General features: G+C 72.1%; 17 protein-coding genes. 9 read left to right on the top strand and 8 right to left on the bottom strand.

All coding sequences use genetic code 11. The features are described from left to right. The first annotated feature begins 24 nt into the window (after positions 1-24). Complete coding sequence (locus O9Y01_RS12320; protein ID WP_269631878.1) at positions 25-474, top strand: nuclear transport factor 2 family protein; 450 nt, start codon at positions 25-27, stop codon at positions 472-474. Here O9Y01_RS12320 and O9Y01_RS12315 read toward each other — a convergent pair. The 4 genes from O9Y01_RS12315 to O9Y01_RS12300 all read right to left on the bottom strand — a co-directional run bounded on the left by O9Y01_RS12315 (position 416) and on the right by O9Y01_RS12300 (position 7,276). Further along, complete coding sequence (locus tag O9Y01_RS12315; RefSeq protein WP_269631877.1) at positions 416-1,441, bottom strand: diguanylate cyclase; 1,026 nt, start codon at positions 1,439-1,441, stop codon at positions 416-418. The genes O9Y01_RS12320 and O9Y01_RS12315 overlap by 59 nt on opposite strands. Then, positions 1,434-6,293 carry a PAS domain S-box protein gene (locus O9Y01_RS12310; RefSeq protein WP_269631876.1) on the bottom strand — a complete coding sequence of 1,620 codons (4,860 nt, stop codon included), beginning with the start codon at positions 6,291-6,293 and terminating at the stop codon, positions 1,434-1,436. Before O9Y01_RS12310 ends, O9Y01_RS12315 begins: the two co-directional genes overlap by 8 nt. A 5-nt stretch (positions 6,294-6,298) precedes the next feature. Then, positions 6,299-6,676 (bottom strand): response regulator, encoded by a 378-nt coding sequence (locus tag O9Y01_RS12305; RefSeq protein ID WP_269631875.1) that lies wholly within the window; start codon positions 6,674-6,676, stop codon positions 6,299-6,301. A 93-nt stretch (positions 6,677-6,769) separates the two neighbouring features. Continuing rightward, complete coding sequence (locus O9Y01_RS12300) at positions 6,770-7,276, bottom strand: c-type cytochrome (RefSeq protein WP_269631874.1); 507 nt, start codon at positions 7,274-7,276, stop codon at positions 6,770-6,772. A gap of 154 nt (positions 7,277-7,430) precedes the next feature. Here O9Y01_RS12300 and O9Y01_RS12295 point away from each other — a divergent pair, with 154 nt between their 5' ends. Next, positions 7,431-9,986 (top strand): cation-translocating P-type ATPase, encoded by a 2,556-nt coding sequence (locus O9Y01_RS12295; protein ID WP_269631873.1) that lies wholly within the window; start codon positions 7,431-7,433, stop codon positions 9,984-9,986. 6 nt (positions 9,987-9,992) lie between these two features. On the opposite strand, the gene O9Y01_RS12290 is transcribed toward O9Y01_RS12295, so the two are convergent. Further along, positions 9,993-10,583 (bottom strand): lysozyme, encoded by a 591-nt coding sequence (locus O9Y01_RS12290; protein ID WP_269631872.1) that lies wholly within the window; start codon positions 10,581-10,583, stop codon positions 9,993-9,995. Positions 10,584-10,788: 205 nt separating this feature from the next. Here O9Y01_RS12290 and O9Y01_RS12285 point away from each other — a divergent pair, with 205 nt between their 5' ends. Then, on the top strand, positions 10,789-11,037 hold the full coding sequence (locus tag O9Y01_RS12285) for a DUF3297 family protein (RefSeq protein ID WP_269631871.1): 249 nt from the start codon (positions 10,789-10,791) through the stop codon (positions 11,035-11,037). Between the two features lie 100 nt (positions 11,038-11,137). Then, positions 11,138-12,877: a hypothetical protein gene (locus O9Y01_RS12280; protein WP_269631870.1), complete on the top strand. Its 1,740-nt coding sequence runs from the start codon at positions 11,138-11,140 to the stop codon at positions 12,875-12,877. A gap of 17 nt (positions 12,878-12,894) precedes the next feature. On the opposite strand, the gene O9Y01_RS12275 is transcribed toward O9Y01_RS12280, so the two are convergent. Further along, a complete protein-coding gene (locus tag O9Y01_RS12275) occupies positions 12,895-13,305 on the bottom strand; it encodes a PaaI family thioesterase (RefSeq protein ID WP_269631869.1) in 411 nt (136 codons plus the stop codon). A 97-nt stretch (positions 13,306-13,402) separates the two neighbouring features. Next, positions 13,403-13,621, bottom strand: coding sequence for a DUF3079 domain-containing protein (locus O9Y01_RS12270; protein ID WP_269631868.1), 219 nt, complete (start codon positions 13,619-13,621; stop codon positions 13,403-13,405). A gap of 151 nt (positions 13,622-13,772) precedes the next feature. Between O9Y01_RS12270 and O9Y01_RS12265 the strand changes: the two genes are divergently transcribed. From O9Y01_RS12265 to O9Y01_RS12245, 5 genes are all read left to right on the top strand, one after another. Beyond that, positions 13,773-14,936: a tetratricopeptide repeat protein gene (locus O9Y01_RS12265; RefSeq protein ID WP_269631867.1), complete on the top strand. Its 1,164-nt coding sequence runs from the start codon at positions 13,773-13,775 to the stop codon at positions 14,934-14,936. 116 nt (positions 14,937-15,052) lie between these two features. Further along, positions 15,053-15,364 (top strand): hypothetical protein, encoded by a 312-nt coding sequence (locus tag O9Y01_RS12260; RefSeq protein ID WP_269631866.1) that lies wholly within the window; start codon positions 15,053-15,055, stop codon positions 15,362-15,364. 97 nt (positions 15,365-15,461) lie between these two features. Beyond that, entirely contained in the window at positions 15,462-16,220 is a 759-nt protein-coding gene (locus O9Y01_RS12255; RefSeq protein WP_269631865.1) for a ubiquinone/menaquinone biosynthesis methyltransferase, read from the top strand. A gap of 121 nt (positions 16,221-16,341) precedes the next feature. Beyond that, a complete protein-coding gene (locus tag O9Y01_RS12250; protein WP_269631864.1) occupies positions 16,342-16,872 on the top strand; it encodes a GNAT family N-acetyltransferase in 531 nt (176 codons plus the stop codon). A gap of 21 nt (positions 16,873-16,893) precedes the next feature. Further along, positions 16,894-17,418 carry a hypothetical protein gene (locus tag O9Y01_RS12245; RefSeq protein WP_269631863.1) on the top strand — a complete coding sequence of 175 codons (525 nt, stop codon included), beginning with the start codon at positions 16,894-16,896 and terminating at the stop codon, positions 17,416-17,418. 100 nt (positions 17,419-17,518) lie between these two features. Here the strand turns inward: O9Y01_RS12245 and O9Y01_RS12240 are convergent, their stop codons facing one another. Next, positions 17,519-20,344 (bottom strand): TonB-dependent receptor, encoded by a 2,826-nt coding sequence (locus O9Y01_RS12240; RefSeq protein ID WP_269631862.1) that lies wholly within the window; start codon positions 20,342-20,344, stop codon positions 17,519-17,521. Positions 20,345-20,378 lie beyond the last annotated feature (34 nt).

Below are 20,378 nucleotides of genomic sequence, written 5' to 3'. Positions count from 1 at the left end.
ACCGCCCCACTGACGAGTCCGCCCATGTCCGCCCTGTCCCTGGACCCCCGCACCGCCCGCCTTGTGCAGGCCTACGAGGCCCTCAGCCCCTCGACGCTGCCGGCGCTGATGCAGCTCTACGACGAGGGCGCCACCTTCAAGGACCCCTTCAACGAGGTCCATGGCCGCGCGCCCATCCAGCGCATCTTCGGCCACATGTTCGAGGTGCTCGTGGCCCCGCGCTTCACGGTGCAGCACACCGTCACCGAGGGCGACATGGCCTTCATCACCTGGGACTTCGAGTTCCTCCGCGAGGCCGGGGGCAAGACCTGGCACATCCACGGCGCCAGCTGCATCCGCTATGGCGCGCAGGGCCAGGTGCTGGCGCACCGCGACTACTGGGATGCCGCCGAGGAGCTCTACGAGAAGCTGCCCCTCATCGGCCGTCTGATGCGCTGGCTGCGCGGCCGGCTGGCGACGCCGGCCGCGGGCTGAGCCCGCGCCCGTCTCCAGTGCCCGGCGCGGCCAGTGGCTCGACCAGGGCGCGCGCGCGGCCCTGGGCCTTGGCGAGGTAGAGCTGCTGGTCGGCCTGCAGCATCCAGTCGGCCAGGGTCAGGTCTTGCGCTGCCGTGCTGCAGACGCCGCCTATGCTGACGCTCAGCACCGGCGCGGCCTCGGACTGCGCATGCGGCATCGCCAGCGCGCGCACCGCGCCCTCCAGCGCCTGCGCGACCAGGCGGGCGCCTTCGAGCCCGGTCTCCGCCAGCAGCACGGCGAACTCCTCGCCGCCGTAGCGAAAGGCCAGGTCGCCCGGGCGCCTCAGCTGGCTGCGCAGGGCCGTGGCCACCGCGCGCAGGGCGTCATCGCCGGCCAGGTGGCCGTAGTGGTCGTTGTAGTGCTTGAAGAAGTCCACATCGACCAGCAGGAGGGCCAGGCTGCTGCCGTTGCGCTGGGCGCGCTGCAGCTCTGCCTGGGCCCGCGTGTCGAAGAAGCGGCGGTTGTAGAGCCCGGTCAGGCCGTCGATCAGGGCCTGCTGGCGCAGCAGGTCGTTCTGGAACTTGAGGGTCAGGTGGGTCTTGACCCGGCTGCGCATCACCGAGGGCCGGAAGGGCTTGGTGACGAAGTCCACCGCACCGCATTCCAGGCCGCGCTCCTCGGTGGCCTCGTCCTGGTCGGCGGTCAGGAAGATCACCGGGATGTCGGCCAGGGCGGGATCGGCCTTGATGCGGCGGCAGACCTCGAAGCCGTCCATGCCCGGCATCATCAGGTCCAGCAGGATGAGGTCGGGCTGCTGGCGAGCGCACAGCGCCAGGGCCTGCTTGCCGCTGGTGGCCATCAGCACCTGGCAGTCGGCCGCGAAGACCTGGTGCAGGGCCTGGATGTTCGGCGGCAGGTCGTCCACCAGCAGCAGGCGCGGCTTGCGGTCCAGGGGCAGCTTGAAGTCGAAGAGGCGCTCAGTCATGAGGCAGGGCGTCCAGCATCTGCGCGCAGCTGTGGCCAGCGCTCACGAAATCCAGGAGGGCCATGGATCGGTCCAGGGCATCGAAGGGCTCGGCCAGCTCGGGCCGCGCCTCGCACAGGGGGCGCAGCTGCTCCAGCTGGTCGAATGCCGCCATATCGGATTCAGCCAGGCGAGCGCGCAGGGTGGCCAGGGCCTCACGCAAGGGCTGCGGATCGAAGGCGGCCGGTGCCTCGCTGGCCGATTCTGCGGATGCCTGCAGGGCCAGCGCCAGCGGCAGCAGCTCCCCGGCCAGGGTGGCCGCCTGCAGCAGGGCCTGGAGCTCGGCCGGCGGTGCCGCCTCGCCCTTCTTGAAGTCCTGCTCGCAGCGGGCGGCCAGATCGGCCAGGCGGCGCGCGCCCACGGTGGCGGCCAGGCCGCGCAGGCCGTGCAGCAGCGCGGCCGCGTCGGTCCAGCGACTGGCGTCCAGCAGCGGCTGCAGGCGCGGTGCCAGGGCGGCGGCATCGTCCACAAAGCCCCGGCAGATGCGCAGGTAGCGCTCCGGCCGGCCCATCAGGCGGGCGAGGCCATCGGCCAGATCCAGGCCCAGCGCCAGGCCCCGGGCCTGCAGCGCCGGCGGGACCTGGGTGGTGCCGGACGGAGCGGCCGCCGCCGGGGCGTCCGTGGCCGGCATGCGCCCCAGGCGGCGGTTGATCACGGCCACCAGCTCGTCCAGCTCGAAGGGTTTGCCTACATGCCCGTCCATGCCGGCGGCGCGCGCGGCCTCGCGATCGGTCTCCATGGTGTTGGCGGTCATGGCGATGACAGGCAGATGGGCCAGGCGGGCGTCGGCGCGGATGGCGCGCGTGGCGGTATAGCCGTCCATTTCGGGCATCTGCACGTCCATCAGGATGAGGTCGAAGGCGGCGTCCTGCGCCAGGCGCTGCAGGGCCAGGGCGCCATTGCCGGCCACCTCGATGCTGGCGCCCTCGTCCTCCAGCAGCTCGCGGGCCACCTGCTGGTTGATGTGGTTGTCCTCGACCACCAGCAGGCGCAGTCCCTGCAGCCGCGAGCTGCCGGCCGGCGCGGCGCTGTGCGCGGGCGCGCTCAGCTGGGCGGGGTCGGCCTCCGGCAGGGCCAGGCTGAAGAAGAACTCGCTGCCCTGGCCCGGGGTGCTGTGCAGCTGCAGCTGGCCTCCCATCAGCTGCACCAGGCGCTGGCTGATGGACAGGCCCAGGCCGGTGCCGCCGAAGCGGCGGGTGGTCGAGGCCTCGGCCTGGGTGAAGCCCTCGAAGATCTTCTGCTGATGCGCCGGATCGATGCCGATGCCGCTGTCGCTGACCCGGAACTCCATTCGCACGCTGCCCGGCGGGTCCCCGGCCAGGGGCGGTTCACGACGCAGGCTCACCTGCACCTGGCCCTCGGGCGTGAACTTGATCGCGTTGCCGCCCAGGTTGATCAGCACCTGCTGCAGGCGCAGGCTGTCGCCCAGCAGGGCCGGCGGCAGGGCCGGGTCCAGCTCGAAGTGCAGGGCCAGCGGCCGGTGCCGCACATTGCCGGTGAGGATGACGCGCAGGTCGTCCAGCAGGGTCTGGGGCGAGAAGGGGTGGCTGTCCACCTGCATCTTGCCGGCCTCGATCTTGGAGAAGTCCAGGATGTCGTTGAGCAGGCCCAGCAGCGAGCGCCCGGCGCGCTCGGTCTTGCTGACGTAGTCGCGCTGGCGCTCGTCCAGCGGCGTGCGCTGCAGCAGCTGCAGCAGGCCCAGCACCGCATTCATGGGCGTGCGGATCTCGTGGCTCATATTGGCCAGGAACTGGCCCATGGCGGCGCTGGCGGCCTCGGCGGCGGCGGTGGCCTCGCGCAGCTCGGCCTCGGTCTGCTTCTGGCGGCTGATGTCAAAGCCCACGCCCAGGTAGCCGAAGAGCTCGCCATCGGGCGTGCGCATCTCGGTGACCACGCGCAGGGCCGGGAAGCTGCTGCCGTCCTTGCGCACGTAGTGGCACTCCACCTCGCGGCCCAGCTGCGAGGGGTGCACGAGGGCGGCGAATCCGCCGAGCGGCTCGCCCACCTGTGCCGAGACCTCGCGGCCATAGGCCTCCAGCTCCGCGGGATCGAACAGGGCACTGGCACTGGCCTTGCCTATCATCTCGGCCGCGCTGTAGCCGGTCATGAGCTCGGCGCCCTTGTTGAAGACGTTGACGATGCGCTGGCGGTTGGAGCCCATGATGGCCACCTTGCTGGAGGCGTCCATCACGGCCTTCTGCAGCAGCAGGGCCTTGGCGAGCTCCTGGGCGGCGTGGCGCTGCTGGGTCACGTCGATGTAGGTGGTGACGAAGCCGCCGCCGGGCATGGGGGCGCCGCGGATGTCCAGCACCGTGCCGTCGGGCCGCGTGCGCTCGAACTGGTGCAGGGTCGGCTGGCGGGCCCGCTCGATGATGGCGTCCACCGTGGCCTCCAGGTCCTGGCTTTCGCCGTATTCGCCGCGCTGGGCGTTGAAGCGGATGATCTCCTCGAACCGGACCGGCTCGCCGCGCAGCTCGGCCTCGAAGAGCTGGGGCGGGAAGGCCAGCAGATCGCGAAAGAGCTGGTTGTCGGCGACCAGGCGCAGCTCCGCATCGAATACGCTGAGGCCGCAGGGCAGGTTGTCCAGCACGCTGCGCAGCACGTCGTGGTTGCGGCGCAGGGAATCCTCCAGCCGCCGCCGCTCGGTGATGTCTTGCAGCGTGCCGACGATGCGCACCACGCGTCCGCCTTCAAACTCCGGCTGGGTCACGGAGCGCACCCAGATCTCGCGCCCCCGGGCCGTGAGGAGGCGCAGCTCCAGGTCCTGGGGCGTGCCCTCGCTCACCAGCGCCTGCGTGGCCGTGTTGATCTGCGCGCGGGTCTCGGCGTCGAAGAAGCGCAGGGCTTCCTCGGGGTTGGGCTGGGGCGATGCGGGGTCCAGGTCATGGATCCGGAACATCTGCGCGCTCCAGTGCAGGCGCTGCGGCCTCAGCTCCAGCTGCCAGGCGCCGAGGCCCGCGATGCGGCCCGCCTGCTCAAGGACAGCCTCGTTGTTGCGCAGATCCTGCTCGACGCGCTTGCGCCCGCTGATGTCCAGGTGCGTGCCAGCGACCAGCTGCGGCTGCCCCTGCGCGTCGCGGGCGGTGACCTTGCCGCGCGTCATGACCCAGACCCAGTGCCCGTCCCGGTGACGCAGGCGCATCTCGGCCTCGTACTGCGGCGTCGTGCCCTGCAGGTGGTTCTGGAGGACGCGCGTGGCCCGTCGCAGGTCCTCGGGGTGGGCCAGGCGCTCCCAGGTCTGCTTGGTGATGGGGTCCAGGTCGGCCAGCGTGTAGCCCAGCATCTGGGCCCATTCCTCGTTGAAGCGCACCGTGTCATGGGCGAGGTCCCACTCCCAGGTGCCGGCGCCGGTGCCGTCGATGATGCTTTGCAGGCGCAGCTGCTCGCGCGCCAGCTGTTCGGCGGCGGCCTTGCGCTCGGTGATGTCCAGGGCGATCTCGATGAAGCCGGTCAGCGTGCCGTCCTCGTCTCGCACGGGCTGCAGCTCGGTGTCCACCCAGTTGAGCCGGCCGTCCTTGCGGCGGTTGAGGATTTCCACGCGGCAGGCCTTGCCCTCGCGCGCGGCCTCCGCCAGGGTGTGCAGGGTCTCCGGCGCGGCCAGGCCGCTGCTGAGGACCTCGGCCGGCGTGCGGCCCATGACCTCCTCGGCCTCGTAGCCGGTGATGCGGGTGAAGCCCTCGTTGACCCAGTTGATGCGCAGTTGCGCGTCCGTGGCGATCACCGCATTGGAGGTGCCGCGGGCGACCAGGGCCAGGCGCTGCAGATCGGCGGTCATGGCATGGGCCAGGGCTTCGGCGCGCTGGCCGGCGGAGGCCAGCAGCCAGGTCGCGAAGGCGAGGGCGGCGCTCAGCAGGGCACCCCCGACGACGACGCCCGTCCAGGCCATGCTCACCGAGGACTGCTCGAAGACCGGCGTGCTGAGGCCCTGCACGCTGAGCCGGCGCTGGGCGACGGTGAGGGTGTGCCAGGTCCTGAAGACGGCGCCCTGCTCGTCCAGCTCGGGCTCGGAACGGTGGACCAGATGCGCTGCGTCTGCCTGTTCGCCGGCGTAGAGGGACACCGCCAGCTGGCCGTCGGTGACGTAGCCCAGCTGCTCGAACAGCTCGTGCGCGACCAGGGGAGCGAAGAGCAGGCCCATCAGGGCCCGGCGCCGCTGCTCCGTGGTCTGCGGGTCGCTGCCTGGCCGGTAGAAGGGCACCAGCAGCAGGAAGCCCACGGACTGGGAGGCATCCTGGCGCAGGACCAGCCGGTCGCTGAGCACGGGCCGGCCGGTGTCGATGGCCTGCTCCACAGCCTGGCGGCGCGTGGCGTCCCCGGCCAGGTCCAGGCCCAGGGCGAGGCGGTTGGGGGCCAGCGGCTCGAGGTACTTGATCAGGTAATGGGGGCTGCCGGGCGGTGCGAGGTCCTGCACGGCGTAATCGGTCTGGCCTTCGCGCTGCCGGGCGTCGACGAAGGACGCCAGCGCCTCATGCGGCACGCGCTCGATCAGCCCGAAGCCCCGGATGCCGGGAAACTCCTGCTCCAGCTGCCGCGATTCCACATAGGCCCGGAACTGGGGCAGGGTGACCTGCCCCGTGGCCGCGAACAGCCCGCGCGCGCCGTGCATGCCATAGACCGGCAGCTGCAGGCGCCGCGCCACCTCGCGCTCCACTCTTTCGGCCAGTCGCTCGAAGCGCGCCTGGGCGCTGCGGGTCTCGCGCTGCTCGATCCAGATGCCCGAGCAGGCGGCGATGACCAGTCCCAGCAGCAGCACCGTGGCCGCCAGGCCGTCCGGACGGCGCAGCAGCAGCCAGCGCGATGTGAATCGCGGCATGGGGGTCAGGTCTTGCTCAGCAGGGCCTGAACCTGCCGGTCGAGCTCGACCGGACTGAAGGGTTTGGAGAGGTAGGCATCAGCGCCGGCGTCCAGGGCGGCCAGCCGGTCCTTGGGATCGGCATTGGCCGAGAGGATGAGCACGCGCAGCGTGGCCAGCTCGGCGTCGGCGCGGAACTGGCGGCACAGGGCGAGGCCGTCGGTGTCCCCGGGGAGCACCACGTCAAGGATCACGAGGTCGGGATGCAGGGCGCGGGCCAGCTGCAGGGCACCGGCGGCATTGGCGGCCTCGTGCAGGGTGAAGCCGTTGTCTGTCAGGCCCCAGCGGACCAGCCGCCGGGTCTCCGCCTGGTCATCCACGATCAGGATACGCTTGGCTGGCATCGTTCCTCCTCGGAGTCATCTCGCGGTGATGACTGCAGCATAGCCGCAGTCGCGCCTGGGGGGCTGTTACGGCATCGCAACGCGGGCGGCGGGTCAGGGCGCCGGGCGACCCGGTCCCTGCGAGCCGTCCGCGCGGGCGGCCAGATAGGCATAGAGGTCGGCGATGTGGGCGGTCACCACCGGCTCGCCCTGCCAGGCGGGCATGGTCAGCGCGCCCTGGCGGCCCTGCAGCACGGCCTCGAGCTGGGCCTCGCGGCCGGCGGCATCGGTGCCGGCGGGCAGGGCCCAGTCGTAGCGGCTCAGCACCAGGGCCATGAAGCGGCGGGCGCCCATGTCGCGCACCCGCAGGCTCAGGTCCGGCGCCTGGGCGCTGCCGCTGGCGTCGGCGCCATGGCAGCGGGCGCACTTGTCCTGGAAGACCCGCCAGCCGGTGTAGACGGTGCCGGGGGCCTTGTTCTGGCGCGCCAGGGCCTCGGCGGGCAGGCGGTTCTGCACGGTGACGCCGCAGCCGGCCAGGGCTAGTGCGATCGACAGGCCCAGGGCCGTCAAGGAGCGGCGGCGCGAGGCGGCGGGGCGGGGCAGGGGGGTCAGGTCTTGCATGGGGCTCTCCCAAGGGCGCCTGCAGGGCGGATGCAGTCCAGCATGCCACGCAGTGCCGGGCGCAGCTTGAGCCATGTCAAGCGCCTGCCTTGCGTCACACGCCGGGGCGCCGGATTGCCCTAGAGTCGGGCGACCACCCGCCGCCAGTTTCGCCATGACGCCAACCCCCGCCACGCCTGCCCGACAAGGCCTCAGCGAAGCCCAGGCCCGCGAGCGCAGGGCCCGTTTCGGCCCCAATGTGCTCGAGGACCGCGAGCAGCAGGGCCTGCTGCAGACCCTGCGCAGCGTGGCCACCGAGCCCATGTTCCTGCTGCTGCTGCTGGCGGCGGCCGTCTACCTGCTGCTGGGGGACCTGGGCGAGGGCCTGCTGCTGAGCTTCTTCGCCCTGCTGACGGTGGGCCTGGTGGTGCTGCAGGAGCGGCGCAGCGCCCATGCCCTGGACGCCCTGCGTTCCCTGGCCCAGCCGCAGGTCCGCCTGCTGCGGGAGGGGCGCTGGCAGCGGCGTGCCGCCAGCGAGCTGGTGCCGGGGGATCTGCTTGCCGTGGGCGAGGGCGATCGCGTGTCGGCCGACGGCCGGCTCCTCGAAGCCACCGGCGTGTCGGCCGACGAGTCCCTGCTGACCGGCGAGTCCGTGCCCGTTCGCAAGAGGCCCTGGCAGGCCACGGATGCGGGCGGCGCGGCCCCGTCCCCCGGGGGCGACGACAGCCCCTGGCTGCACGCCGGCACCCTGCTCGTGGCCGGCCACGGGCTGCTGGAGGTGGACGCCACGGGGCGGCGGACGCAGCTCGGCCGCATCGGCGCCTCCCTGGCCGGCATCGACAGCAGCAGCACCCCCCTGCAGCTTCAGCTGCGCCGCGTGGTGCAGGTCTTCGGCGGCGCCGCGCTGGGCACCAGCCTGCTGCTCCTGCTGTGGCATGGCTGGCGGGAGGGCGACTGGCTGCAGGGCCTGCTGTCGGGCATCGCCATCGGCATGGCCCTGCTGCCGGAAGAGTTCCCGATGGCGCTGACCGTCTTCCTGGCCCTGGGGGCCTGGCGGCTGGCGCGCATCCAGGTGCTGGCGCGGCGTCCGGCGGTGATCGAGGCCCTGGGCTCGGCCACTCTGCTGTGCGTGGACAAGACCGGCACGCTGACCGAGAACCGCATGAGCCTGCGCCGCCTCTGCGTCCCCGGCCTGGACCTCAGCCTGCAGGGGGCGGCCGACGCGGCGGCCCTGCCCGAGGCGCTGCATCGCCTGCTGGAGTTCGGCATGCTGGCCTCGCGCCGCGGCGGCGCCGATCCCATGGACCAGGCCGTGCTGCGGCGCGGTGATGCCGGCCTGGCGGGGTCCGAGCACCTGCATCCCGACTGGACGCTGCTGCACGAATACCCGCTGAGCCCCGCGCTGCTGGCCTTCTCCCAGGTCTGGACCGCGCCCGACGGCCAGCGCTGGATCGCCGCCAAGGGCGCGCCCGAGGCGGTCGCCGATCTCTGCCACCTGGACGAGGCCCGCTGGGCCGAGCTGCGTCCGCAAGTGCAGGCCCTGGCCGAGGCCGGCCTGCGCGTGCTGGCGGTGGCCGCCGGGCCGGTCGGGCCCGGCGCGATGCCGCCGCAGGCCCACGACCATCGCTTCGAATGGCAGGGCCTGCTGGGCTTCGAGGATCCGTTGCGCGCCAGCGTGCCCGCGGCCGTCGCGCAGGCGCGGGCCGCCGGCGTCCAGGTGGCGATGATCACCGGCGACCACGCCGCGACCGCCCTGGCCATCGCCGGCCAGGCCGGTATCGAGGTGCAGGCCGGCGCGCTGACGGGCGAGCAGATGGCCGCGCTGGATGACGCCGCGCTGGACCAGGCCCTGCGCCGGGTGCGGGTCTTCGCCCGCGTCATGCCGGAGCAGAAGCTGCGCCTGGTCCAGGCCTTCCAGCGCTTGGGCGAGACCGTGGCCATGACGGGCGACGGCGTCAACGATGCCCCGGCGCTGAAGGCGGCGCACGTGGGCATCGCCATGGGCCAGCGTGGCACCGACGTGGCCCGTGAGGCGGCCGGCCTGGTGCTGCTGGACGAGGACTTCGGCCGCATCGTGGGCGGCATCCGCATGGGGCGGCGCATCTTCGACAACCTGCGCCGGGTGATGGCCTATATCGTCGCCATCCACGTGCCCATCGCGGGCCTGGCCCTGCTGCCCGTGCTGCTGGGCCTGCCGCCCCTGCTGATGCCGGCGCATGTGGTGCTGACGGAAATGGTGATCGACCCCATCTGCTCCCTGGCCTTCGAGGGCGCACCCGAGCATCCGCGCCTGATGCAGCGGCCGCCGCGCCGGCGGGACGAGGGCCTGCTGGCGCCGCGCCTGCTGCTGATGGCGCTGGTGCAGGGCGCGCTCCTGCTGCTCGCGACCCTGGGCCTCTATGCCTGGGCCCTGGAGGCCGGACGCTCGACCGAGCAGGCCCGCACCCTCGCCCTGCTGGCGCTGACCCTGGGCAATCTGGGTCTGGTGGGCCTGGACCTCAGCCTGGGCCTGGGCTGGCGTTCCCTGCTGGGACCGGCCGCCCGCACCTTCTGGGCGGTGAGCGCGGCCGCCCTGCTGGTGCTGGGCGTGGCGCTGTGGCTGCCCGCCCTGCGCCAGCTGCTGCACCTGGCGCTGCTGCCCTGGGGGGATGCGCTGTGGCTGTTTGGCACCATGGCGGCCACCCTGCTGGTGACGGGCGCGCTCACGGCCCGCCTGCAGGGCAGGGATTGAGCGGGCTCAGAACGCCGGCCAGTCGGAGAGGTCGTCGATCTCGCGCCAGGCCCGCACGCAGGCATTGGTGGCGTCCATGCCGCTGAAGATGGCGGCCTCGGCCCAGCGCCGGCGCAGCAGGCCCAGCATGGGGCGGCCCTCCTGCATGATCCATTTGCGCATCTCGGCGGGCACCTCGGATTTGCGGTTCGCGTTCAGGCGCAGCAGCATCGTGGACTTGGCCAGGTTGCCCGCCCCCAGGTTGTAGACCCAGGAGATCAGGGCCGCGGCCTCGCAGGTCAGCAGCGGCACCTGCACCCGCAGCTGGACATCGCGGGCGGCCCCGGCCATGTCCCGGCGCAGCAGCTGCTCGGCCTCGGCCTCGGTGATGGGCGGTGTCTGCGGCGTGACGCGGTGGCCCTGGGCGTCGACGATGGTGCCGTAGCCGATGGTCCAGGTGCCGCCGGGCTGGGCGCCATTGTCGTCATAGGGCTGGGCGAAGAAGCCCTCGATGCGCTTGACCACCGCGGTGGCAGCGGCGGGGACGGCGCCGTCCCAGGGGCTGGCATCGGGGGAGGCCTGGGCCGATGAGGCGGGGGCGGACTTCCTGCTGGGCATGCGCGACTCCTGGCGGGCGATGGCCCCAAGGTAGCGCCAAATGCCGCGGGGCGCTACCAAGGTCTAGGGATGGCGGCCAGCCATGCACGCGCCTGCCCCTCCTTCCGGCTTCAGACCTGACCCCGTTCGGTCCGGGCCGCCGCCCCGGTCGAAGGGGGGACGAACGTTGGACAATAGCGCCTTTGACCACTCACCCCTCCTCACCATGAGCGCTGCCGAGAACGCCCCCGCCCTGCCCGACCACCTGTCCGTCGACCCCGCCAGCCCGCACTTCGTGGCCGCCGTGTTCGAGCATGACGTCGGCATCAAGTTCAACGGCAAGGAGCGTTTCGATGTCGAGGAGTACTGCATCAGCGAAGGCTGGGTGAAGGTGCCGGCCGGCAAGACCGTGGACCGCCGCGGCCGCCCGGTGCTGATCAAGCTGAAGGGCCAGGTCGAGGCCTTCTACCGCTGAACCCCGCCGGCCGGGCGCAGTCCGCCCCTGGCCCTGGGGTTTGCCTGGGGCCCGATGGACGCGCCGCGCGAGCGGCGGCACACTGCGCAGCAAGCCGGGCATGTCGCCGCCGTCCGGGTCCCTGCCCATTTCCGTGTCCCTGTCTCTTTCCGCCCCCGCCTCGTTGATGCCGCCCGCGGCTCGCCAGCTGCGCCCGCAGCTCAAGGACGAGCAGCTCAAGCGCAGCCTGCTGCTGGCAGGCCTGCTGCATGTCTGGCTGGCCGTGCTCGTCGGTACCGCCCCGGGTGATGCGCGACAGGACGAACAGGCCGGTGGCGGCCGGCTGACCGTGCGGCTGCAGGGCGCTGCCACCGCCCAGCCCGGCGGCGCACCCGACAGCCAGACCGACCGCGGCCCCGTGGGCGACGCCCCCAGCCGCCGCTTCGGCGGCGTGGTCCGCCGCGAGGACGAACCGGCCCCGCCCGACCAGCCCGGCGCCGCCCGCGAGGGTGAATGGGCGCCGCAGCCCAGCAGCGTCAAGCAGCTGCAGGACACCCCCGACAGCGCCAGGCCCCGGGCAGAGCCCCTCCAGCCCCTCGCCCCGCCCCGCAGCGAGGCCCTGCACAGCGAGCTGCCGACCCCGCCTGCCGAGGTCGATCCGCGCGTCACCCGCCAGCTGGACAGCGCCCCGCCGGCGCCGGCCCAGGTGCAGGCGGCCCGGGTCGAGCCCCTGGCACGCCCCCCGGAGCGCCTGCAGCCGGTGGCGCGCCCCACCCTGCCGGCGCAGTCGGCGGAGCGGCTGGACACCCAGGTGAGCCCGGCGCGCATCGAGGTCCCGCAGCGCCTGGAGCGGCTCTCGGCGCCCAGCCCCACCGAACTTCGCGCACTGCCGCCCCTGGAGGCGCCCGCGCCCCGCGTGAGCAACCTGCAGAGTCCCAGCCAGCCCAGCCCGCTGACACAGGCCGTGCGTCCCCAGGCCCTGGGGACGCTCAGCAGTACGCCCGCCACGATCGCCGCCAGCCCGACGCTGAGCATGCCGGAGCGTTCGACCGGCCGCCTCAGCGCGGACAGCCTGCGTCCTGCCGACAAGGTCCAGGCCGCCGCCCTGGCGCCGCTGGCCGCCGAGCAGGGCGCGCGCGCCCAGGACCTGCCCGCCAGCCCCGGCCTGGCGCCCTCCGAGCATGCCGTGGCCCAGCTGCCGGCCGAGGCGGCCAGCAGTGCGGCCCGCATCAGCGCGCCGCAGCCCCTGGGTCGGCTGACGCCCAGCGCCGCGGCGCAGTCCAGCCTGCAGGGTCTCCAGCCGATGAGTGTGCCCAGCGAGCAGGCGGGCAGCGGTGCGGCCGCCGCCACGCCGGCGGGAAGCGCGGCGGCATCGAGCGCCACGGCCAAGTCCGCCGAGCGCACGCCCGGCACCGCCGCCCAGCCCCAGGCAGGCGAGCGCTCACTGACAGGCAATGCCTCGGCTGCGGCGGCGCCGTCTGCCCAGGTGGCGCCCACGCCTGGCAAGATCAGCCTCAGCGGCGCGGATCCCGGCCAGGGCCCGTCCGCGCTGCCTCAGCCAGGTTCGCCGGACGCCGGGGCCCAGCGCGGCCGCGACGTCGCCACAGCGCCCTCGGCGCCGGCCAGCGCGCCGCGCCTGAACCTGGACCTGCCCACCTCCCAGCGCGGTCCGGTGGCCAGCAGCCGTTCGCGGGCCCTGCTGGAGATTGCGCCCAATCCGCCGGAGCTCAAGACCAAGCTCCAGAAGGACATGGAAAAGGCCTTGCGCGAGGACTGCCGCAAGGCCTATGCCGAGAACGGCCTGCTGGCCCTGGGCGCGATGGCCCTGGACGCGCTGCGGGCCAAGGGCTGTAAGTTCTGACCGGGGCCGCGGCGGCTTCAGCCCCGCGGGTACAGCACCATCTGCGTGCAGCGGAACAGCGCCAGGGTCTTGCCGGTGTCGGCATGCGTGACCTTGGCGTCCCACAGCTGGGTGCTGCGGCCGGCGTGCACCAGGGTGGCGGTGCAGCGCAGCAGGCCCTCGCGGGCGGTGGCCAGGTGGTTGGACTTGATCTCCAGCGTCGTGAAGCTCTGCGCGCCTTCGGGCAGGTTGGACATGCAGCCGAAGCCGGCAGCGGTATCGGCCAGCGTCAGGATGCTCCCGGCATGCAGGTAGCCGTTGGGCGCCATCAGGTGCGGGGCGATGGGCAGTTCGGCCTCGATCTCGCCGGGGCGCTGCGCGGTGATGACGATGCCCAGATGGCCGGGCAGGGTGCCCTGGCTGCGGGCGTTGAGTGCTTCGATGGACATGGCGGCAGGGCGCGCGGGGCGCCGGGCTGGAGGATCAGCCGGGCAGCATAAGCGGCTTCGGCCGGGCGTGCAGGCGCGGGGGCACGCGAGCGCCGGCTCAGTCGACGGGGGCCGGCGCGGGCGTGGGCACCGGCGGTTCCGACGCCGGCGTCTCGGGCAGCAGGCCCAGCGCCCAGTCCTCGCCGAAGAGCTCGCTGGGGTGCGGGGTGCGCACCGAGCCGTTGCCGCAGCGCATGCTCTCGCTGGGGCAGTAGAGGTCGCAGCCCCAGCAGACGCGCTGTGGCTGGGCGGGCAGGAGGGGGAACTTCTTCGCCATGCTGGCACTGTGGAGGGCTCTCGCCCGCAGGGTTTTGCGCCAGCGCAAGCTCGCGTGGCCTCCGGCACGGGGGCCCGGGCGCGCTAGGATCGGGCCCTCTGCCCAGCGGCGGCATCCGGCTGCCTGGGGCCGAGTTGCTGGAGGAATGATGATGAAGACTGCATCCCGTCGCCACGCCTGGGTGCTTGCGGCCGTCCTGCTGTGTTCGGCCGGCCTGGCCCAGGCCGGGACCAAGGAGGACATCGCGGCCGACATGCGCGCCCAGCGCTGGGCGCAGGCCGAGCAGAAGCTCGACGGCGTGCTGCGCAAGCATCCGGAGAACGCGCTGGCGCATTTCTGGCTGGCCGAGGTGAAGTTCGAGCAGGGGCAGATCGATGCCGCCAAGGCCGAGCTGCAGAAGGCCCGTGAGCTGGATCCCAGCGAGAGCTTCGCCAGCAAGAAGGTCATGATCCAGCGCATCGACCAGGCCCAGGGCGGTCCCATCCGCCTGGACGCCCAGGCCCGGCCGCAGGCCCTGCCGCAGCCCGCGCCCGCGGCCGTGCCGGCCCTGCCGGCCGCCGAGGTGCCGCGCGGGGTGACGCGCGAGGAGCGCCGCGAGGCCTCGTCCGGCGGCATTTCCTGGTTCTGGCTGCTGGTGCTGGGCGGCGTGGGCTTCGTGCTGTGGCGCAAGCTGCGCCGCAGCGTGGCGGGCAACACCCCGGCCGATGTCGACCGCTGGCGCGGCGCCCTGATGGAAGCCCACAAGGACCTGGGCGATGCCGTCGCCGCGGCCGACGCCAATCCCGCCTTCAGCCCCGAGCAGAAGCTCGCCACCTACGACCGCGTGCGCAAGGCGCAGGCCGACATCAGCGCCCACATCGGCACGCTGGCCACGCGCCGCGACTTTGCCGAGACCGAGAGCCTGATCCTGCGCTCCCGCGACATCGCCGCCGAGATCCGCGGCGAGGAGAAGCCCAGCGACAAGGCCCTGCGCATGCAGGAGGCCCGCATGCAGGCCGAGGCGCAGGCCCGCGCACAGGGTCCGGGCTATGGCTACGGCGGCCAGCCCGGCTACGGGGGCGGCGGCCTGGGCGGCGCCCTGGGTACGGCCGCCGCGGTGGGCGTGGGCGTGGCGATCGGCTCCATGATGAGCGGCAGCGCCGAGGCCTCGGAGCGGCATCGCCGTCATTCGGACGACGGCAGCGGCGGTGGCGGCTACATCCCCTTCGACAACGGCTCCCCCAACGACCTGGACCTCGGCGGCAGTGATGCCGGCGCCAGCTGGGACAGCGGCGGCAGCGACATCGACGTGGGCGGTGGCGGCGACTTCGACTGAGGCGCCTGACTGACGCGACCGCGCACACATCGGATCACGCAGGGGCGCCGCAGGGCGCCCTTCGCCCTCTGGCCTCGGGCCGGCCCCCACAACTCTACGACTCTGAAGGAAGCCCCATGGGACAAGCCAAGCTCCGCGGCACCCCCGAACAGCGCAAGCAGGCCGCGATCGAGCGCCAGTTGTCGCTGCGACCGAAGTACATCCGCTGCAACAACTGCCAGGCCGAGCTCAACGAGATGACGCCCATGGACATCTCCGACATCCGGGGCATCGAGGCCGCCTTCATGGCGCATTGCCCGCACTGCGGCCACGACACCTACGCCATCAAGGGCGAGCGCGAGGCCGTGGCCCAGATGCACATGGCCATCGAGGATGCCGTGGGCGCGCAGAGCCAGGCCGGCGTCGTGCCCGCGGCCCATCGCCGCTGAGGCACGCCGGTGCTTGGGGCCGACGCTGGCATGAACAGGCTCGACAAGCCCGCGGCCCGGCGGCCGGCGGCCACGGGCTGAAAGCCAGGACGTTCCCGTGCCTGGCCTTGACCCGCTCGCCCCGACGCCGGCGCCCACGCCCGGGAATGCCGCCGACTTCTCCTGGCAGCAGGACGACGTCTTCGGCCGCATCGCCTCCCGCTACGACCGGCTCTGCGACCTCTTCAGCCTGGGCCTGCACCGGCTGTGGAAGCGCCGGGTCGCCCGCGTGATCGCCGACGAGCCCTGGACCACGCTGCTGGACGGCGCCACGGGCACCGGCGACATCATCCTGCGCCTGCTGGCGCATGAGCGCGTCGCCGGCCGAACCGTCATCGCTTCCGATATCAGCGAGGCCATGCTCGCCCGCGCCCGGCAGCGCCTGGCGTGCCACCCGGCCCGCCTGCGGTTCGAGGTACTGAATCTCGAGTGCATGCCTTCGATGGCCGATGCCAGCGTCGACGCCTATTCGATCTCCCTGGCCCTCAAGATCTGCGATCGCCCTGCGGCCCTGCAGGAAGCGCTGCGGGTGCTGAAGCCCGGCGGGCGCCTCGTCGTGCTGGAAGCCTCGACCCTGCGGCCGGCCTGGCTGCAGCGCGCCTACCTCGCCTACATGGCCCTGTGCATGCCCCTGCTGGGCTGGCTGGCCACCGGGGGCGATGCCTCGGCCTACCGTTACCTGCTGCTGGGCATCCGCGGCTTCCCCTCGGCCGAGCAGCTGGCCGCCGAGCTGGAGGAGATGGGCTTCGAGGAGGTCGGCTTCGAGCGCCTGTCGCTGGGCATCGTGGCCATCCACACGGCGCGCAAGCCGCGCTAGGGGCCGCGTGCCTGAGCCTGCGGCGCCTTGCTACCATCGCGCGCCTGATGAAGGGGGATCGGATGGCCCCCGCCAGGCCCAGGCCGCGCCCGGCTCGAACGACCTTCATGGACGGACCCCCATGCCACCAGACACCTCGCCCCAGCTGCATGTCCGACCCTACGTGGCCGCGGACCGCCCGGCCTGCCTGGCCCTCTTCGCCAGCAATGTGCCGCGCTATTTCGCGCCTGAGGAACTGGCGGCGTTCGAGGCCTTTCTGCGGGCGCCGGCGGGGGACTACGTCGTCGTCGAACGCGAGGGCGAGGTCCTGGCCTGCGGAGGCTGCTATGTGCGGGAAGGCATCGGCCGGCTGAGCTGGGGGCTGGTGTCACGGGCGCATCACGGCCAATCCCTGGGACGGGCGCTGCTAGCCTGGCGGCTGCAGCGGCTGTGGGTGGATCACGGCGTGAGCGAGGTGGCGATCGACACCAGCCAGCACACGGCCGGCTTCTTCGCGCGGCATGGCTTCCGGGTGACGCGGCAGCTCGCCGATGGCTTCGGCCCGGGCCTGGACATGGTGGCCATGACGCTGCGGCGCGAGGACTGGCTGGCCGGGGCCGACGGAGCCGCTGCGGCCCTCCGCCCCTCATCCTCGATCGGCCCCCGTGCCTGACGCCCAGGGTGCGCACCCGCCATGACCCTGCCTGCGCTTGTCCCTGACGACTTCTCGGTGCCCCGCCAGTTCCATGCGGCGGGCTTCCAGCTCCAGGTGCTGTCCCCGGCCCACGCCGAGGCGGACTTCGACGCCGTGCGCACCAGCGCCGATCGCATCCGCCATGTGTTCGGTCCGCACAATGGCTGGCCCGCGGCGGACCTCGGCTTCGAGGAGAACCTCGCGGACCTGAGCCGCCATGCGGGCGAGTTCGAGCGCCGCGAGGCCTTTGCCTATGCCCTGCTGGACCCGGGCGGCACGGCCTACCTCGGCTGCCTCTACCTCAAGCCCATCAAGTCCCGGCTGGCGGACGACCGGCGCAAGAGGCTGTTCCAGGCGCAGGCTTTCTTCTGGCTGTCCGAGGCGGGGCTGGCCCTCGATGCGGAGGCCGTGCAGGCCTGCCTGGCGCGCTGGCTGCAGCAGGACTGGCCCTTTGCCGCCGTGGCATTCCCTGGGCGTGTGCAGGGCTGGGCCGCATGGGAGGCGATGGCCGCCCCGGCGGCGTGAGCCGGCGAACCGCCCCGTGCAAGACGAATGAAAAAGGGCGGCCCCTTGAGGCCGCCCTTGCGCTGCAGGGGCACCGCATTTCGCGGTGCCTGCACAGGCTTTACATGAACTGGTACTTCGCGCCGATCTTGAAGTAGCGGCCCGTGGCGCCGCTGGCGTCCAGCGGGTTGTAGCTCATGCCGCCATAGGTCAGGGGATCCAGCGGCGCAACGCGGTCGGTCACGTTCTGGATGGAGCCGAAGACCTGCAGGCGCTTGCTGGCCTGGTAGCGCACCGAGAGGTCCAGCGTGGCGAAGGAAGGCAGGCGGCAGCCGTTGGGGGCGTCGCTGCCGTCCGCCAGCTTGGAGGCGCAGCCGTCGCCCTTGAAGTAGCGGTTCTCCATGGCCGAGCGGTAGTTGACGTTGCCGGTCACGCTCCAGTCGCCGCGGTCCCAGGTGGTCGAGAAGTTGACCTTGTCGCGCGGCGTGCCGGCGCAGTTGGAGGTGTCGCAGTTGCCATGGGTGCCGACGTACTCGTACTGGGCGCCCTTGACCACGGTGCCCGCCGCGTTGACGGTGTCAGGCTCGACGCGCTTCCAGGTGTTCAGGTGGGTCCAGTTGATCCCGACGGTCAGGCGGCCGGCCTCACCCAGGGCGATGCGCTGCTTCAGGTCGATGTCCACGCCCTTGACCTGGGTGTAGCTGCTGTTGCGGTACGGGGCCTTGGAGATCAGCAGGGTGCCGGTGTTGGGCTGCACCACGCCGTTCACCACGAGGTTGTTGTCCGCACGGATGGCCGTGGGCAGGGCGGCGGCCTCTGCATAGGCCATGGGGTTGATCTCGTTGCTGCGCTTGATCTGCCAGACGTCAACGGCCAGGCTGGTGTTGGTCGGGAGATCCCACACCAGGCCCAGCGTGCCGCCCTTGGACTTCTCGGGCTGCAGATTGGGATTGCCCACCTTCACGGCGGCAATGGTGATCTGGCAGTCGCCGGTGGTGGCACCGCCGGCCGCCGGCGTGCCGCCGGGGCAGCGCACCGGATCACGCACGGCCGAGGAGCCGGTGCTCTGGCTTTCGCTGCCGGCTTCGGCGGCGCCCGGCGCACGGAAGCCCTCGGCATAGGTGCCGCGCAGGGCCAGGGACTTCAGCGGCGTCCACTTCACGCCCAGCTTGGGGGTGTTGGAGCTGAACTTGTCGTAGGCGTCATGACGGATGGCCGCGGAGATCTCCAGCTCCTTGAACACCGGCGCCAGCAGCTCGGCATACACGGCCTTGACCGTGTTGCTGCCCTTGGCGGCGACGTAGCTGGCATTGACCGAGCCGTCCTCGGTGCCGGACAGCGAGGGCGCGTCCAGCGACTCGCGGCGGTACTCGCCGCCCACGGCCAGGGACAGGGCGCCGCCCGGCAGGTTCATCAGCTCGCGCGAGCCCTTGATGTCGATCATGTCCAGCTTGGTGGAAATGTCGGCCGTGCTGTGGCGCACCATGGCGTCATACAGCGACTGGGGGTTCTTGCTCGCCTCGGCACCGATGTAGTACGGGAAGTACTTGCTGTTCGGATTGCCCAGCGCGTCCTTCAGCACGTTCATGTTGAGCATGGAGCTGTAGTCGAGGGCCAGCTGGCTTTCCGAGTGCACGAAGGCGGTGTCGAAGTCCCAGCCCCAGGCGCTGCCCTTCAGGCCGGCCACGAAGCGGCTGAAGCCGTTGTCGGCCCTGCGTTCCTGCGGGCCCACGTCGAAGGCGGCGTAGCGCACGCGCACCGGCACGCCATAGGGGTTCTGCGGGTGGTTGGCGGCCAGCACGATGGTGGTGCCGGCGCCGGAGCCGTAGTTGATCACGCCGGACGGGTTGCCCGCATTGGGCGGGAAGGCCACGGTCGGGGTGATCGAGGGCGGCGTCATCATGAACGAGGTCTGGCGGCTGGAGTAGCCGGCCTCGGCATAGGCCTGCAGGTCGTCGTTGATCTTCCAGGTGCCGCCGGCGAACAGGTTCACCGCGTCGATCTCGGGCTGCATCGAGCGGAACTGGTCCTGGTGCCACAGGCAGCCACCCTTGGGATCCTGCGGGCTGGCGTTCGAGAGGCTGGAGCAGCCCGGCAGCGAGACGTAGTCCAGGGTCTTGGGGTCGCGGATGGAACCGGCCGGGCTGGCCGCCGCATTGTTGTTGCCCGTGATGAAGCCCGAGGCGAACTGCGTGTTGATCGCATAGCCCCAGGGGCGCAGGTCACCCTTGCCGATCCAGCCACGCGAGGCGCGGTCGCTGTTGGCCAGCGCTTCGGAGTGCGAGACCTCGAAGTTGAAGGTGTAGTTGTGGCCGTCCTTCATCAGGTCGCCGAAGCCGGCGGTGATGCTGGCCTTGTGCTGCTGCATGTCGCCGTAGCGCGAGAAGCCGGTGCTGGCCTGGCCGGTGACGCCCTGGAAGTCCTTGCGGGTGATGATGTTCACCACGCCGGCGATGGCGTCGGCGCCATAGACCGAGGAGGCGCCGTCCTTCAGGATTTCGATGCGCTCGACCAGCTCCATGGGCATGGTGGAGAGGTCGGTGAAGGTCTTCTGGCCATCATCGGCACGGCCGAAGGCGGCCATGCGACGGCCGTTCAGCAGCACCAGGGTGGAGGTGGCGCCCAGACCGCGCAGAGAGATGGCGGTGGAGCCGGCCGCGAAGCCGTTGCCAAAGCCCGTGGGCAGGGAGCCGGCGCCGTCCACGCCCAGGGTCTGCAGGTACTCGGCCACGGTGGCCTTGCCGGACTTGGCGATGTCCATCGCCGTGATCAGCTGGACCGGCGAGGCGGTCTCGGCGGCCACGCGCTTGATGTTGGTGCCCGTCACCTCCACGCGCTGCAGCTGCTGCGTCTCCTGGGCCTGCGCCGCCAGGCTCATGGCCAGCAGTGCACCTGCGCACAGCAGCGTGGTGCCGCTGCTGATCGGGGTCTTCTTGAAATGCTTCATGGGTACGTCCTTTGGCTTGCGCCTTCCCGCGACG

The organism is Pelomonas sp. BJYL3, from assembly GCF_027257975.1.
Taxonomy (GTDB): domain Bacteria; phylum Pseudomonadota; class Gammaproteobacteria; order Burkholderiales; family Burkholderiaceae_C; genus Roseateles_B; species Roseateles_B flavus.
This window is presented reverse-complemented; position numbering and strand designations above follow the sequence as displayed.

What these genes read in the sequence shown, in the direction of transcription:
- O9Y01_RS12285 (WP_269631871.1), top strand. Translation starts at nt 10,789, where the DNA reads ATGAGCGCTGCCGAGAACGCCCCCGCCCTGCCCGACCACCTGTCCGTC.
- O9Y01_RS12320 (WP_269631878.1), top strand. Translation starts at nt 25, where the DNA reads ATGTCCGCCCTGTCCCTGGACCCCCGCACCGCCCGCCTTGTGCAGGCC.
- O9Y01_RS12260 (WP_269631866.1), top strand. Translation starts at nt 15,053, where the DNA reads ATGGGACAAGCCAAGCTCCGCGGCACCCCCGAACAGCGCAAGCAGGCC.
- O9Y01_RS12245 (WP_269631863.1), top strand. Translation starts at nt 16,894, where the DNA reads ATGACCCTGCCTGCGCTTGTCCCTGACGACTTCTCGGTGCCCCGCCAG.
- O9Y01_RS12295 (WP_269631873.1), top strand. Translation starts at nt 7,431, where the DNA reads ATGACGCCAACCCCCGCCACGCCTGCCCGACAAGGCCTCAGCGAAGCC.
- O9Y01_RS12270 (WP_269631868.1), bottom strand. Translation starts at nt 13,621, where the DNA reads ATGGCGAAGAAGTTCCCCCTCCTGCCCGCCCAGCCACAGCGCGTCTGC.
- O9Y01_RS12310 (WP_269631876.1), bottom strand. Translation starts at nt 6,293, where the DNA reads ATGCCGCGATTCACATCGCGCTGGCTGCTGCTGCGCCGTCCGGACGGC.
- O9Y01_RS12290 (WP_269631872.1), bottom strand. Translation starts at nt 10,583, where the DNA reads ATGCCCAGCAGGAAGTCCGCCCCCGCCTCATCGGCCCAGGCCTCCCCC.
- O9Y01_RS12305 (WP_269631875.1), bottom strand. Translation starts at nt 6,676, where the DNA reads ATGCCAGCCAAGCGTATCCTGATCGTGGATGACCAGGCGGAGACCCGG.
- O9Y01_RS12315 (WP_269631877.1), bottom strand. Translation starts at nt 1,441, where the DNA reads ATGACTGAGCGCCTCTTCGACTTCAAGCTGCCCCTGGACCGCAAGCCG.
- O9Y01_RS12275 (WP_269631869.1), bottom strand. Translation starts at nt 13,305, where the DNA reads ATGTCCATCGAAGCACTCAACGCCCGCAGCCAGGGCACCCTGCCCGGC.
- O9Y01_RS12240 (WP_269631862.1), bottom strand. Translation starts at nt 20,344, where the DNA reads ATGAAGCATTTCAAGAAGACCCCGATCAGCAGCGGCACCACGCTGCTG.
- O9Y01_RS12300 (WP_269631874.1), bottom strand. Translation starts at nt 7,276, where the DNA reads ATGCAAGACCTGACCCCCCTGCCCCGCCCCGCCGCCTCGCGCCGCCGC.
- O9Y01_RS12265 (WP_269631867.1), top strand. Translation starts at nt 13,773, where the DNA reads ATGAAGACTGCATCCCGTCGCCACGCCTGGGTGCTTGCGGCCGTCCTG.
- O9Y01_RS12250 (WP_269631864.1), top strand. Translation starts at nt 16,342, where the DNA reads ATGCCACCAGACACCTCGCCCCAGCTGCATGTCCGACCCTACGTGGCC.
- O9Y01_RS12280 (WP_269631870.1), top strand. Translation starts at nt 11,138, where the DNA reads ATGTCGCCGCCGTCCGGGTCCCTGCCCATTTCCGTGTCCCTGTCTCTT.